Here is a 13384-nt window from a genome sequence, read left to right on the forward strand (position 1 = left end):
ATGTATTAGGCACGCCGCCAGCGTTCGTCCTGAGCCAGGATCAAACTCTCCAATAAAGTTTGTTGCTGGTTCAAAGCTGGCAAATCATTTAATGATAGACTCATTAACGCTTTCGCTGTTCAGTTTTCAAAGAACATATCGTTTCTTTTCTTTCGTCGTTAGCGCTTGTGGCGCCGACCTTTTAAACTATATCAGATCTTCTTTTGAAAATCAAGGGTTATTTTTAGAAGTTCGAAGTTTTTTTCATTCTCTCTAAAATTCCCTTCAAAAGCGACAAGAGTTATCTTACCAAGCCAGGAGCAAAAACGCAAGCATTATTACTTAGAATTTTATTCTATCCCCTGTTCATCCAGAGCAGACAACAATTCTCCCATAGAACAAATAATAATTCGCGGCATGTAAAGCTCCGGAAGCTCTAATAATAATGGATTCTTGCACTCCCTCCTCCACTTCTCCAAGCAAAACAAGTGCATTCCGTGATCATTTGCACGCATCTGCGGTTGGAGCTTCAGCAATTCCTCTGGCAAATTTCTCTCAATTAAAATAGAGGTTACACGACTGCGGTTAGCAAGTTGAACGTCATGATCCAAACGATCTCCTACATGAGCAATCACTTCTCCCTGCAGTTTTTGTAAAATAGCTGGGTCAGGTTTGCCAGTACCAGCTCGTTCTGGCGTAATGATCTCATCAAAGTATTTCAGCAAGCCTAATGCTTCCATTACCGGTGCCTGGAACTTGTAAAAACCATTAGTGACCACCGCTAAAGAAAAGCCCCGCTTCTTTATCTCCTCGAGCATCTGGAGTATTCCATCCTCGAGCAACTTAACCTTGGGCATTACAGAGTGTTTCCGAACTAGCGATTCAATATCAATCATTTTTTCTATACTCCATGCATCGCATCTACTAGCGAGGATATCATCCCAATCATACGCGTCTACATAGCGTTTTTGGGACATACGCTGCTCATGCTCGGCTACCATTTCAGAAACAATGTCATGCTCTCTCCCAAATTGACTGGAGATCACACGCGCTATCTCCGGAAATACCCACGCTCCAAACGGGTTTTGCATCAAGGTTCCATCCAGATCAAAGCTAATCCAGCGCTTGCTCATTTTATCACCCCCGACGTCAGTCCTCCGATAAATTGCTTGGAAGCATTGAAATAGTCAAACATTCCGTGTCGCACTCCCCAAATAGTGTAAGCGCGCCTAACGGAATGGTGATAAATTTTTTGCTCCTTTAAAAGATCAGCAGGTAAATAAAAAGAGACAGACGATTTGTCTGCCTCTCTTTGAAGAAAACGGCGAGCCGCTTTCTTACATCATGCCCATACCGCCCATGCCACCCATATCTGGCATGCCCATAGGAGCTTTGTTTTCTTCTGGTTTGTCAGCAATTACTGCTTCTGTAGTCAGGAACATAGCCGCTACAGATGCAGCGTTGGACAGAGCAGAGCGAGTAACTTTCGCTGCGTCAACGATACCAGCTTCGAGCATGTTTACATACTCTTCAGTTGCAGCGTTGAAGCCGATGCCCACTGCTTCTTTTTTCAGACGCTCTACGATTACAGAACCTTCGAGTCCTGCGTTCGCAGCGATTTGACGAACTGGCTCTTCCAGGGAACGGAGTACGATTTGTACACCTACAGCCTCTTCGCCACCTACATTGATCGCTTCAACCGCTTTGATTGCGTTGATCAAAGTAGTACCACCACCAGGTACGATACCTTCTTCTACTGCTGCGCGAGTAGAGTTCAGAGCGTCCTCGATGCGGAGTTTTTTCTCTTTCAGTTCGGTTTCAGTAGCTGCACCGACTTTGATTACTGCTACACCGCCAGCCAATTTAGCCAGACGCTCTTGCAGTTTTTCGCGATCGAAATCGGAAGTAGTATCTTCGATTTGTTGACGGATTTGGGTTACGCGGCTCTCGATGGAAGCCTTGTCGCCAGCACCTTCAACAACAGTTGTGTTTTCTTTTGTAACCACGATTTTGCCAGCGCGGCCCAGTTGCTCCAGCTTAGTGGATTTCAGGTCCAGACCCAGCTCTTCTGTGATTACTTCACCGCCAGTCAGAGCAGCGATGTCTTGCAGCATAGCTTTGCGGCGGTCGCCAAAGCCAGGAGCTTTAACCGCTACAGCTGTGAAGGTACCACGCAGTTTGTTCACTACGAGAGTAGCGAGCGCTTCGCCTTCAACATCTTCAGCGATGATCAGGAGTGGTTTGCCGCTTTGTACAACTTGCTCGAGTACAGGCAGAACTTCCTGGATGTTGGAGATTTTTTTGTCAGTGATCAGGATGTAAGGGTTGTTCAGAACCGCTTCCATCTTGTCAGTATCAGTGATCATGTAAGGGGAAGCGTAGCCACGGTCAAATTGCATACCTTCTACTACTTCCAGCTCTGTTACGAATCCTTTGGATTCTTCAACAGTGATTACGCCATCTTTGCCCACTTTTTCCATTGCTTCAGCGATCAGGTTACCTACTTCTGGATCGTCAGCGGAAATAGCAGCTACTTGCGCGATCGAGGATTTGTTCTCAACCGGCTTCGCGATGGATTTGATTTCTTCTACAGCTGCACGAACAGCTTTTTCCATACCGCGACGGATAACCATTGGGTTAGCGCCAGCAGTTACGTTTTTCAGACCTTCACGGATCATAGCTGCAGCAAGTACAGTTGCAGTTGTTGTACCGTCACCAGCGATGTCGTTGGTTTTAGTAGCAACTTCTTTAACCAGTTGCGCACCCATGTTTTCGTAAGCGTCTTCCAACTCGATTTCTTTCGCGATGGTTACACCGTCGTTGGTGATCAACGGAGAACCGAATTTTTTCTCAAGAACCACGTTACGGCCTTTTGGACCGAGGGTTACTTTAACCGCATTTGCCAAAGTTTCAACACCGCGCAGCATGGAGCGGCGAGCGTCTTCAGAGAATTTGACTTGTTTAGCCATCTAAACTCAACCTCCTGTTATGTGTTTATTCGTTCGACTTCCTATGTTAAGAGCCTTAACCGATGATCGCGAGGATATCGGATTCGCGCAGCACGAGGTATTCGTTGTTGTCTACCTTTACTTCAGTACCAGCGTATTTGGAGAAGATTACTTTATCGCCTTCTTTTACTTCCAAAGCGATGCGCTCACCGTTGTCAGCAACACGGCCAGAACCTACTGCGATTACGCGGCCTTCTTGCGGTTTTTCCTTTGCAGAATCAGGCAAAACGATACCGCTTGCAGTCGTTTCGTCTTTGGAGATAGCTTCGATTACCACACGGTCACCCAATGGCTTAAGCACTAAAAACACCCTCCTCAAAAAATGTAGGTAAACAATATTTCTGTTGTTAGCACTCGACTGTTATGAGTGCTAACACCCAATTCCTATAATAATGAATCACTATGTACTTTGCAAGTAGTTTCCCTCACTTTTTTCCATTTGCAACTGCTTGACTACTCTTCCGCCTATTAAAATGCATTCTCTAGCAAGAAGGTTCTAGTATTCGGACACGCTCATATAAATGAAACATAGAATCAGGCAAGCTCACCAAGGAGGGAATTGTTCCATGCAAAAATGGCTCTGGATTGGCTTAATTGCCCTGGGAGTCTTCGGAATCAGCCGTCTCTTCACTTCGGATACTACTTCCTTTATACGGGTCAACCTTAACCCAGCCTCTATCTATTGGGATGGCCGAGAAATCGTCGCAAACGAAAAGCCCGGGTACTACATCGAGGAAGGCAAGGAAATACCAGCTTCCCTCGAATACAAAGGAGCGCTATATGTACCTCTGTCCATGATCAGTCGCCACTTGAATAAGCCTATCGGGTGGGATGAAGCTTCCCAAAGCGCTTGGGTTGGTCAACCTCCCGTATTCTCCGTTGGACAGCCTGAAAAACAGAATACACCCGATGCAGTCCCTGCCTCTCTGACGATTCCCCAAAAGCCCGCAACCGTCAAACCACCTGCACCACTCGTTCGAGAGGAGAAGCCTAACACGATTTTTGACATCGCTCTCGGCATGTCTACTGAGGAAGTACACAAACGGTTAGGTGAGCCTGCCCGCAAAGAGTCAAGCAGTCTCGGCTATCAATGGTGGGTGTACAATCACGAGCCTGCCCGATACATTCAAGTCGGCATCGCAAATGACAAAGTCGTCGATGTGTACTCGCTCGCTCCTACAGCAAAGCTCGGAAACATCGGAGTCGGCACCAGCCAGCAATCACTTGAGCGTCAATTGGCTGTACAAAACATTGTTTCTTTCTCTTTTCAGGGGGCACAAATCCAAATAACCAATCAAAAACAGCAACGCCCTCTCGTCATGAAAGATGGCACCCCCTACATTTATTACTTGGACAAGCAAAATGGCAACAAGGTCACCGCTGTGCGTATGATGGATACGCAAATGCTGTTGCGCGGCAGTTTTTACGAAACGAAGTGGACCTATCAAGGTCAGGCACCTAATTTTGATCCCCCGCCGCTTCGAGTTGGCGAACGAGAACAGGTCAATGCTGCATCTGAGCGCCAAATCCTCGATCTGGTCAACGTCTCCCGCTACCGATACAAGCTTCCGCCCCTTCAATGGAATGAAAAGGCTGCCGATGTGGCACGCAAACACAGCATGGACATGGAGAGTAACAATTTCTTCGATCACATCTCTGCGACGACTGGGAGTAATCCATTTGACCGCATGAAAAGTGCCTCTCTCGCTTATCGCATGGCCGGAGAGAATATTGCAGCAGGCTATACGGATGCCATCGAAGTCCATGAGGGCTGGATGAACAGTCCAGGCCATCGCAAAAACGTACTCGAAAAAGACTTCACCGAATTAGGTGTGGGCGTATATACAGACTACTTCACCCAAACCTTCCTCACTCCCAAGAAATAAATCGAAAAGCCCGGTCTCGTCGCTTTTTATGGACGACCGGGCTTGTTCTTGCAATAACAAGCGCCACTTCACGGCAATTTCACCTGTTTCCTCAAGTCGTCAACTTTTTCGATAAACTCCACAACGACCGTTTCATATTCCTTCGTATGCAGAATCAACCACGGACGACGCTCCCCTTTTTTGGGCATGATGACAAACATCTCTGCAATCATCGCATCGAGATTAGCTGATTTTAGCTTTACCTGCTTTGGAGGGACTAGTGGAATTTTTACGATCATGGCGGAATCCAAGGATGGATTAAACTCCAAGACCCGCCCGCTCACACTTTGCAAAATCTGCTTGGCTTCCTCCTGAAATCCAGTTGTATTTTCAAAGCTAGCCACAACGCGCTGCTTGTCCGTATCAAAAAGTTCAATAGGCTCCCCCAGCCCAGCGGCATTTGCAGTACTCCCAGAAAAGAGCAAAGCCAAACATACGATTAGCCACATATTCAGCACCTCCCGGATCATAACGTCCGTAGTATTTCCCAATTTCTGCTGGAATACCAAAAAAGCCCTCTGCCACTCAGGACAGAAGACTTTTCTCATGCTCGTTATTGAACGGGTTCGTTTGTTTCCAAACTGCCGTATTCTTGTTCCCACGCTTCTTGTTCTTTTAATTGCTTGCGATAAACAATCCTAGATAGCCAAATGCTCAGCTCGTACAAAAGCAGCAAAGGGATGGTCACGAGAATATCACTGACAATCTCTGGAGGCGTCAAGGTAATCCCAACGACAGCCAATGCAAAGTAAGCGTAGCGTCGTGCCTTTGCCAGCCTCATTGGATTGAGGATTCGCAGTCTCGTCAGGAACATGACGATAATCGGCAGCTGGAACAGTATCCCGAACGGAATGACCATATTAAACATGAAGCCAAAGTATTGCGCGATTCCGTAGTTCGGGTCTGCGCCCATCGATTCTGTAATCCCGGTCATAAACTGCATGACCATCGGAAAAACGACGTAGTAGCCAAACAAGACACCAATGATAAACAAAAAACAAGCCGCCGGGATGAAGTAAAGTGTCCCGCGCTTTTCCTGTTCTTCCAGCCCTGGCGAAACAAAACGCCAAACGTGATAAAGTGCTACAGGCAGTGTGATGACAGCGCCCACTATGAAGGCAACCTGCATGTAAACACGAAGTGCGTCTGACGGATGCAACGAGACAATGGGCACGCCATCCGCAATCGGCTCTTGCTTTAAATAATCCACAAGTGGACCGGCGAGGAAAAAACCGACGATCAATGCGACAATAAACACGGCCAGCACCCATATGATGCGCTTGCGAAGTTCCGTCAGGTGTTCTACCAATGTCATTTCCTGATCCTTCATGGTAACCACCAACCTTACCTGTTACGCGTTCTTCTGCTCTTTTTCCATTTGCAGGCGCTCTTGCTCCAGCTTTTCACGGATTTCTTTTTCCAAACGTTCACGTTCTATTTTTTCACGAACCTCGCGTTCCATTTTTTCACGAACTTCGCGTTCAATTCTCTCCCGCTCCGCTGCTTCCTTGTCAGCGACAACCGGCGTTGTTTTGGCAAGAGACACTTCTTTGGAAGCTAGCTCCTTGCGCTTTTTCTCCTCATCGTCGTCTTCATCGTCGCTCGTCAGACTGCGGGTAGCATTTTTGAATTCTTTCAAAGTATGACCTACCGCACGCCCCAATTCTGGAAGCTTTTTCGGACCAAAAAGCACCAAGGCTAAAACTAAAATTAAGATTAATCCAGGAATCCCGATTGAGCTCATACGTGTTCACTCCTTTTTCTTTTGAAGTCGTTTGCTTTTCGTTATTTGCCAGTCTAACCAGCTAACACTTTCGTAAACCACCATATCCGAGTCTTGTCATATCGGAAGCTACAATTCGCTCCCCAGCTAAAATGCGCGGCAAAAATACATCAAAGGAAGTAAACGTTTCATGCATGACCGCTCCCGGCAATCCGAGAATCGGTACTTCACCTTTGTAAGCAACCATCAGCATGGAGCCCGGCAGCATCGGCGTACCGTAGCGCACTACTTCTGCTCCTACTCCTGCAATCGCTCCCGGCGTGCGGTCATCTGGATCGACAGACATGCCCCCCGTGACCAGGATCAGATCGACCCCTTCATCGAGGAACGAATGAATCTGCTGTTCGATCGCTTCCTTGTCATCTGGCGCAAAACGCTGGTCTACGACAGTAGAGCCAAGAGCTTCCACCTTGTTTCGAATCACAGGACCGAACTTGTCTGCGATCCTGCCAGAGAAAACTTCTCCCCCTGTCGTAACAAGTCCCACTCTTTTATCCTGAAACGTTTTTACTTGTACAATCGGTTCGTCAAACTGTTTGGCCAGTTGCTCCAGCTCGATGATTCGAGACTCTTCCATAATTAACGGGATGATTCTCGTAGCCGCCAATGTATGTCCCGGATGCACGACCTGATCGCCGTAAATCGTGGAGAATGCAATTCCTTCGAGCTGGTTCAACGCATGAACAGCTTCCTCGTTGATTTTGGCTAAACCTGTTCTTGAGGCCTTCATCGATACTTTACCCTCATAAGGAGGCGTCAAGGTCAAGCCTGGTCCGGAAACAGCCTTCGCGATACGAATGCCCGCTTCTTCCTCATGGATGTAGCCTTCTGGCATCTCCAGCACGTAAATATGCTCTTTGCCAATGGACAACAGTGGCTCAATATCAGCCTCGGTGACAACATGTCCTTTTTTGAACAAGCGTCCTTTGAATTCTCCAGGCAAAATTTGCGTCATATCGTGAGGAAGCATCATGCCGATCGCTTCACGCACTGGCACTTCCCGCATCTGAGGTTTTTCTACCAATGCAATCCTCCCCAATCTTCGTTTGCTTCTCCCGTCCCTTGCAAAATGTGCAAAGCGTCGGACAGCATATCGCCAATCGCATTGAAACAGATTTCTACGCCTTTCGGATTGCCAGGGAGATTGATAATCAACGAATTCCCCCTCGTTCCCGCAACTGCACGGGTCAGCATCGCCCGTCGGGATTGCTTCAAACCAGCACGGCGCATTTCTTCAGCCAAGCCTGGGACTGGTCTGTCAATGACCCACGCTGTCACTTCTGGCGTAACGTCACGCGGGCTAAGCCCTGTTCCTCCAGTAACTATCAACAGATCGCATTTTTCGCGGTCTACGAGCTCAATCATATGTTCTTGCAAATCTTCCATATCATCACTAACGGCACGGTATACAGCGACATCTACTTGAAGCCATTCCCTTGTCAGATGACGAACGATTGGCATACGATCGTCCACACGATCTCCTCTGGCAATCGAATCACTTGCAGAAATAACGCCTACCTTCCATTTGCTCACGATACATTCCTCCGGTTTCTCATTCGATAGTATTGTACACTTTTCTGTAAAAAACGTCTCGTCGTTTTTCCTTGGCGGATAGCACCATTCGCGACAGAAGAAGGCATGTAAAAGCTACTGACACAAAACATTCAAAAATGCAGAAGACCTTTTTCGGTGACAACTGCATCTAGCAAAACATCATGGGACTCTAGGGGTACATGCTCCACAACCTGAATAGAGAAGCCGACTCCAACCAAGAACGGGAGCTTTTTCAGCGTTGCCAGAAAGCGATCATAATAACCACCACCATATCCCATACGTCCGCCCTTGCTGTCAAAAGCAACGCCGGGAACAATGATCGCATCGAGGTGTGATACGTCCGCTTCCTCTGCCAGGGCAGGATCTGGCTCCCAAATCCCGTAGACTCCCTGCTTTAGCATGTCCGTTCCTGTATACCGATAGGGAATGAGACGTCTTTCGGCAACGTTTGTGAGCGGCAGCCATATGTCTTGGCCTCGCTTTTTTGCCTCATGTAGAAAGGGCAGAATATCCAGCTCATCCCCAAAAGGATGGAAAGCCATGATTGCTTTGGCATCAGCCAGCCTTTCATGAGACAGCAAATGCTCGCATACCTCTCTGGAAAGCTGCTCCCGTTCCTTTGCAGACATGGACTTGCGCCTCTCCAAAATATGGCTTCGCAGCTGTTTTTTATTCGTTTTTTGGTCCATGACAACCTCTTCCCTCTTTCGTATCGTGCATGGGACATTCCCACGAGGCTTGTCCCATGCGCTCTCTCTAGGCTACACTGGCATTAGTATATAAAGAGGTGAATCCGATGATTTTGCTACAGGCTGAACATATAGAAAAAACATATGGTATCGAAACCATTCTACAAGACATCTCCCTGCAAATTCAAACCGGGGAAAGGGTTGGTCTGGTTGGCGTAAACGGTGCAGGCAAATCGACTCTAATGAAGATCCTCGCCGGCGAGCTAAGCTACGACAAAGGCATTATCCGCATTCCAAAGGATGTTACACTTGGGTATTTGGCACAAAACAGCGGCCTTGAATCAGAACGATCGATTTGGGATGAGTTGTTGAGCGTTTTTTCCCATCTACAAAAAGAAGAGCTGGAGCTTCGTGAGCTCGAAGCCAAAATGGGCGATCCCGCTATTCTCGCTGATGAGAAGCGTTACCAGCAACTGTTGGAAAATTACTCCCACCGCTCCGAGGCCTTTAAGGAAAAAGGCGGATACAGCTACGAGGGGGCGATTCGTGGAGTTTTGCACGGTCTGCGCTTTGCGGACTTCGATTACTCGACGCCGATCCGCACATTGAGCGGCGGACAAAAGACTCGTCTGGCACTAGCCAAGCTGCTGCTCCAATCCCCTACCATTCTGTTGCTCGATGAGCCGACGAACTACCTGGACATCGAGACATTGACTTGGCTGGAGACGTATTTGCAAAACTACCAGGGTGCCATTCTCGTAGTTTCCCATGACCGTTACTTCCTGGACAAGCTCGTGACCGTGGTATATGAAATCGAACGGACACGCGCTACCCGCTATGTCGGTAACTACAGCCGCTTCCTCGATGAAAAGGCGGCTCGTCTCGAACAGGATTTGAAGCGATTCGAAAAGCAGCAGGAAGAGATCGCCAAGCTGGAGGATTTCATCGCGCGAAACATTGCTCGAGCTACGACGACCAAACGAGCGCAAAGCCGACGGAAGACATTAGAAAAGATGGACCGCTTGGACAAGCCAATCATGAACAACAAATCCGTCCACTTCTCTTTTGATGTAGCGAAAATGAGCGGCACTATTGTGATGAAAGCAAACAACGTCGCGATTGGCTACCCGGACGCTGTCCTTTCTCAGGGTCTTACGTTTGAAATCGAGCGCGAAGAGCGTGTGGCCTTGGTCGGTCCCAATGGTATCGGGAAATCGACACTGTTAAAAACGATCGTGGAACAGTTGCCTATACTGCGCGGCGATATTCATTTCGGGAGCAATGTAACGATCGGGTACTACGACCAGGAGCATCGTAACCTAAACGAACGGAATACGGTGCTCGGCGAAATTTGGGATGAGTACCCGAACATGCTGGAAAAGGAAGTCCGCACCCTGCTCGGCAACTTCTTGTTTAGCGGTGATGATGTACAAAAGAAGATCAGCGACCTGTCTGGTGGAGAGCGTGCACGCGTCTCTCTGGCAAAGCTCATGCTGAAGCAAGCAAACTTCCTGATTTTCGACGAGCCGACGAACCACTTAGATATTTTCAGCAAGGAAGTGCTCGAGAATGCTCTCTACGATTATCCGGGTACGATCCTGTTCGTCTCCCATGACCGTTACTTTTTAAACAAGATTGCCACCCGCGTCCTAGAGCTGACAGGTGATGGCGTGACCAGCTATTTAGGTAACTACGATTACTTCGTGGAGAAAAAGCAGGAGCTGGAAGAGCTCGCAGCCGAACAAGCAGCGCTGCCCGCAAAAAAACAAGGCGGTACCGCAGCGGCACAGCCTGAGAAATCCTCTTATGAGCTAGATAAGGAAGCGAAACGTCGCGAGCGTCAACGTCAGCGCCGATTGGAAGAGATTGAAGTCTCGATCCAGAAACGAGAGGCTGACATTGTCAAATGGGAAGAAGAGCTCTGTCTCCCGGAAATTTATAGTGATCATGTACAGGCAAAAGAACGCAACGATCAAATCTATGCTGCCAAACAAGAATTGGAGCAGTTGTATGACGAGTGGAGCGCGCTATCAGAAGAGTAGTCCCGTCTTCATGTAGAACAGCGCTGCTGTGCAGGCTCCTCCAAGGCGGCATAGAGAGCAGGAACCACGAGAAAGGTAATGCAGGTAGCTGCTGTGACGATGCCCGAGTCATTGAGAAACAGCCCAGCCAGTGCACCCACAATGACACCCGCAAAGCCTTTAACCAAGTATGGCGTGTCCTTCGCCAGATGGTGCAAAAAGCGGTCGTTTTTCAAGGTGAGAACACCTAGAGCAATCAGGGAGACGACAAATGCTTTGCTCCAAATGGAAACACGAATCAAGCGGAGATTCATCGCCAGCTTTCGTTCAATCATCTGCCCTACTTCGGACCATTCCCCATGTACAATCTGCTGGGAAAGACGTCCGACATGAGTCAAGGGTTGATCTGACATGAGACTGATCGCCATCAAACCGCATACACCTATTACCAGGCCGCCTGCCAACAGCAGGAGGCCTTTTTTGCCGATTCGCCAGCCCTCAAGCCGTGACAATGCCACGGCAAATCCGATCAGCCCCGCAAGAAAACCGCCTGCGTCCGTTCCCAGGCTCGGTGCCACCATGTAATAAAGCACAACACCGTATATGGCTGTGGCGACAGCAGGTAACCATTTCTGTTCCCGACCTAGCTCCTTTTGTCCTCCGGTCATTCTCTCGTATAGCGAAGCCACGAGCATGATCGTGCTGCCGATCAGGACCCCTTCGTATTCATTTCCTAGCCCGTAAAACCTCGCTCCGATTACCGGATCATACCCGAGATACGATTGCCGCATTAAATGAGCGCCAGTCCATCCGTCCAGCAGCAGAATGGCTGTCGTCAATCCGCTAACTGTCATCACGATTCGCGGGAGAGCGTGGGTTTCCTGCCAAAAAGCCGCGATCAAGGCAGTCATGATGAGCCCTCCCAAGACAACCGCGCCAGAAACCTGCCAGTCGAGCAGGCTCTCCGCCAAAAGCAATGCGGGAAACCATAATAAAGCCAGCAGCGCAAGTCGTATTCCTCTACGAAGTCGCAAAAGTCCTGACCCTTCTCTCTTCCGCCCAAACCACCAAAGGACAACCGCACACCCTACAATGACAATCTGCAGCATGACGTAGGTATAGAGCACTGCTGGCCTTGTCGCATATGTATGATGAATCTTGCCTACCTGATTCTGAAGGGCAGTGAGACCATTCCCTTTTTCGATACGAATGACATGACCAGCCAACCCTTTTGGTACGGGTACGTCCAGCCAAGACAGTATCGTTGGCACCATATCGAGTCCACTGACTAATCCCGACTGCCTCGTGGTAGCGGATGTCAAAACTCCGCTCGCTTTCTCTCCCCAAATGAACACGGGAGTTAAGAGAGTCTTTTCTTTTGTCGCCACATGATTAACGGCTGGTGATGCCAATACAATGCGTTGATGTGGTTTACGTTTCTCAAGGAGCTGCTCAAGGAAAAAAGACAAGTCACGTAAAGCGCGCTGATACTGCCGGGTAAACTGGCCTTGGTCCATATCCGCACTCAACTGGTATAACCGGTTTAAATCGGAGAGCTGTGCAATAATCAAGCCCGCTTGATGTTCGCTGTGGATTTTCTCAAGCAGGTACGTGTAGTTTGTCTTGATCCCGTACGGATAGCCACGAAGGAGCTCCATGCTTTTTGCCGAAATGTCCCCTGTCGGAACCCTTCCTTGCTGATCCATCGCAAACAGAACGGCATGTCTCTGTCGGATATCCTCAAAGTCACCGTTTCCGTATAAAGCGACCTGAATGTTGTTTGCAGCAAGCACGGTCCCAAGAAGCCCGATTTGCGCAGAATATGGTTTCTCCCGATTATCTGCCAAAAGCCGGAAAATACCCGGAAAAATGATCGAGGAGCGCGCCACCTCCTGCGCTTCATCACCGCCTAGCTCTTGCGCCCTTTCACCGGCTGTTTCCCTGGACGAGAGCGCCTCAAACGGATGATAGCCTGTCCCGCTCCTTTCAGAGTAAAGCGCTTGACCGCCGCTCCCCATGAGCAGGTAGCCGTTTGCGGCCGTGCGTGATCCGGGTGTTCTTATGGACAGAGCCCCAGCTCCTGCACCATCCAACCATTTATCCACAGTAGATAACTTTTTGAGCTGCTCCAGATCATGAAACGACATCCCCTCCACAAACAGCATGATGACCTGCTGTTTTTCCTTTGCTATCAATGGTTTTCCTATATTTGTAGCTAGAAACAATATCAGGAATGACAAGCAAATCAGCGCGAGTTTCTTTCTCACGAGTCTCCCTCCTGTTGATAACTCGACTTTTTTATCCACATTTTCCACAGAACAATCCACAGAGTATATGCGGTTTTCCCGGTCATTTTCTCGTGTTATCACCAGTATTCACAGGAGTACATGTGAACAATCCAGAAAGTTATCCTATGATGTGGATA

General features: G+C 48.5%; 13 protein-coding genes. 3 read left to right on the plus strand and 10 right to left on the minus strand.

The window, feature by feature from the left end; genetic code table 11:
* On the plus strand, nt 1–256 hold a 256-nt coding region (locus tag HPY31_RS28655; RefSeq protein WP_216675792.1), incomplete at its 5' end, for a hypothetical protein.
* Between the two features lie 73 nt (nt 257–329).
* Here the strand turns inward: HPY31_RS28655 and HPY31_RS23950 are convergent.
* The 3 genes from HPY31_RS23950 to groES all read right to left on the minus strand — a co-directional run bounded on the left by HPY31_RS23950 (nt 330) and on the right by groES (nt 3288).
* Entirely contained in the window at nt 330–1112 is a 783-nt protein-coding gene (locus tag HPY31_RS23950) for an HAD family hydrolase (RefSeq protein ID WP_172142743.1), read from the minus strand.
* A 204-nt stretch (nt 1113–1316) separates the two neighbouring features.
* Nucleotides 1317–2948 (minus strand): chaperonin GroEL, encoded by a 1632-nt coding sequence (gene groL, locus HPY31_RS23955; RefSeq protein ID WP_012684269.1) that lies wholly within the window; start codon nt 2946–2948, stop codon nt 1317–1319.
* Between the two features lie 55 nt (nt 2949–3003).
* Nucleotides 3004–3288, minus strand: coding sequence for a co-chaperone GroES (groES, locus tag HPY31_RS23960; RefSeq protein WP_012684268.1), 285 nt, complete (start codon nt 3286–3288; stop codon nt 3004–3006).
* 265 nt (nt 3289–3553) lie between these two features.
* On the opposite strand from groES, the gene HPY31_RS23965 reads away from it, so the two are divergent.
* Complete coding sequence (locus HPY31_RS23965) at nt 3554–4873, plus strand: CAP-associated domain-containing protein (RefSeq protein WP_172142744.1); 1320 nt, start codon at nt 3554–3556, stop codon at nt 4871–4873.
* Nucleotides 4874–4941: 68 nt separating this feature from the next.
* On the opposite strand, the gene HPY31_RS23970 is transcribed toward HPY31_RS23965, so the two are convergent.
* The 6 genes from HPY31_RS23970 to HPY31_RS23995 form a co-directional block, all read right to left on the minus strand.
* Nucleotides 4942–5361: a hypothetical protein gene (locus HPY31_RS23970; protein WP_172142745.1), complete on the minus strand. Its 420-nt coding sequence runs from the start codon at nt 5359–5361 to the stop codon at nt 4942–4944.
* A 104-nt stretch (nt 5362–5465) separates the two neighbouring features.
* The gene (gene tatC, locus HPY31_RS23975; RefSeq protein WP_172142862.1) at nt 5466–6242 is read right to left on the minus strand and encodes a twin-arginine translocase subunit TatC; all 777 of its coding nucleotides are present in this window, start codon (nt 6240–6242) and stop codon (nt 5466–5468) included.
* A gap of 21 nt (nt 6243–6263) precedes the next feature.
* The gene (gene tatA, locus HPY31_RS23980; protein ID WP_016740770.1) at nt 6264–6656 is read right to left on the minus strand and encodes a twin-arginine translocase TatA/TatE family subunit; all 393 of its coding nucleotides are present in this window, start codon (nt 6654–6656) and stop codon (nt 6264–6266) included.
* A 61-nt stretch (nt 6657–6717) separates the two neighbouring features.
* Nucleotides 6718–7719 (minus strand): molybdopterin-binding protein, encoded by a 1002-nt coding sequence (locus HPY31_RS23985; protein WP_172142746.1) that lies wholly within the window; start codon nt 7717–7719, stop codon nt 6718–6720.
* On the minus strand, nt 7713–8228 hold the full coding sequence (locus HPY31_RS23990; protein ID WP_012684262.1) for a MogA/MoaB family molybdenum cofactor biosynthesis protein: 516 nt from the start codon (nt 8226–8228) through the stop codon (nt 7713–7715). The genes HPY31_RS23985 and HPY31_RS23990 overlap by 7 nt, the downstream gene beginning before the upstream one ends.
* 131 nt (nt 8229–8359) lie before the next feature.
* A complete protein-coding gene (locus tag HPY31_RS23995) occupies nt 8360–8938 on the minus strand; it encodes a 5-formyltetrahydrofolate cyclo-ligase (protein WP_172142747.1) in 579 nt (192 codons plus the stop codon).
* A 107-nt stretch (nt 8939–9045) separates the two neighbouring features.
* Here HPY31_RS23995 and HPY31_RS24000 point away from each other — a divergent pair, with 107 nt between their 5' ends.
* Complete coding sequence (locus HPY31_RS24000) at nt 9046–10980, plus strand: ABC-F family ATP-binding cassette domain-containing protein (protein WP_172142748.1); 1935 nt, start codon at nt 9046–9048, stop codon at nt 10978–10980.
* A gap of 8 nt (nt 10981–10988) precedes the next feature.
* Here the strand turns inward: HPY31_RS24000 and HPY31_RS24005 are convergent, their stop codons facing one another.
* The gene (locus HPY31_RS24005; protein ID WP_172142749.1) at nt 10989–13226 is read right to left on the minus strand and encodes a hypothetical protein; all 2238 of its coding nucleotides are present in this window, start codon (nt 13224–13226) and stop codon (nt 10989–10991) included.
* Nucleotides 13227–13384 lie beyond the last annotated feature (158 nt).

This window comes from Brevibacillus sp. HB1.3 (assembly GCF_013186635.1).
GTDB classification, from domain to species: Bacteria; Bacillota; Bacilli; order Brevibacillales; family Brevibacillaceae; genus Brevibacillus; species Brevibacillus brevis_D.